Source organism: Acinetobacter gerneri DSM 14967 = CIP 107464 = MTCC 9824, from assembly GCF_000368565.1.
GTDB classification, from domain to species: Bacteria; Pseudomonadota; Gammaproteobacteria; order Pseudomonadales; family Moraxellaceae; genus Acinetobacter; species Acinetobacter gerneri.
The window spans coordinates 1-1,285 of sequence record NZ_KB849524.1; the positions used below are offsets into that span (position 1 = coordinate 1).

Here is a 1,285-nt window from a genome sequence, read left to right on the forward strand (position 1 = left end):
GAAGTCAAAAAAGTTTGAGCTTTAGCGAAAACCGAGGGCAATTTTCATGAAAAATTGGGCTTTTAATGTTTTTAAATGCTTTTAAATGCTTTTAGACTGGCTGAAACGCAAGCATAGCAAGGCATACAAAGGACATTCTCCTACGTTTACCGACCCATTCTCCTACGTTTACCGACCCATTCCCCTACGTTTACCGACCCATTCCCCTACGTTTACCTTGCGTATTACTACGAAATAAACTAATGTAGTAATAACTTCAAAAAAATAATTGTAGGATATGAGCGAATTAATAGTAAAAGATAACGCCCTAATGAACGCTAGTTATAACTTAGCCTTAGTTGAACAAAGATTAATTCTCTTAGCGATTATAGAGGCGAGAGAATCAGGCAGAGGGATTAATGCTAACGACCCTTTAACCGTTCATGCGGAGAGCTATATCAATCAGTTTAAAGTTGAGAAGCACACTGCATATCAAGCTCTCAAAGATGCCTGCAAGGACTTATTTGCACGGCAGTTTAGTTACCAACAGCGAAGTGCCAAAGGGAATACCACAAACATGACTAGCCGTTGGATTAGTCAAATTGGATATACAGAAAATGAAGCTACGGTACAGCTTGTTTTTGCTCCTGCGGTTGTCCCATTGATTACAAGACTTGAGGAGCAGTTCACGAAGTACGATATAGAACAAATTAGTAGCTTATCGAGTGCCTATGCTGTGCGTTTGTATGAGTTATTAATTTGTTGGCGCAGTACAGGAAAAACGCCTGTTATTGAACTAGCCGAATTTAGAAAGCGAATCGGCGTTTTAGATACTGAATACACTCGAACAGATAACTTAAAGATGCGAGTTATTGAACTAGCACTCAAGCAGATCAATGATTATACCGACATCACAGCGAGCTACGAACAGCACAAAAAAGGGCGAGTGATTACAGGGTTCTCATTCAAGTTCAAGCAGAAGAAGAAAACAGAGGCGGAAACGCCAAAAAATAGCGATTCAGGCGTTTCTAAGCAAAAACCTATAGAAATCCCCACTGAAGTCGTAAAACAGCCTAAAAACGCAAATTTGAGCGATTTAGAGCATAGAGCGAGCCGTATTACAGGTGAAATCATGCGAAATCGGCTAACAGATCGATTTAAACAAGCAGATGAATCACCACTGGAGATGATGAAACGTATTCAAAGTGAGATCACAACCGATACGATCGCAGACCAATGGGAAAACAAACTAGAAGAATTTGGCGTGGTTTTTTAGTCATGACGAAATTCCCGAAGGGCGCACTTT

Annotated in this window: 1 protein-coding gene; it reads left to right on the forward strand. The window is 40.2% G+C overall.

Annotation, left to right across the window (positions count from 1 at the left end; all coding sequences use genetic code 11):
- Window positions 1-277 precede the first annotated feature (277 nt).
- Complete coding sequence (repM, locus tag F960_RS00190) at window positions 278-1,255, forward strand: replication initiation protein RepM (protein WP_004846161.1); 978 nt, start codon at window positions 278-280, stop codon at window positions 1,253-1,255.
- Window positions 1,256-1,285 lie beyond the last annotated feature (30 nt).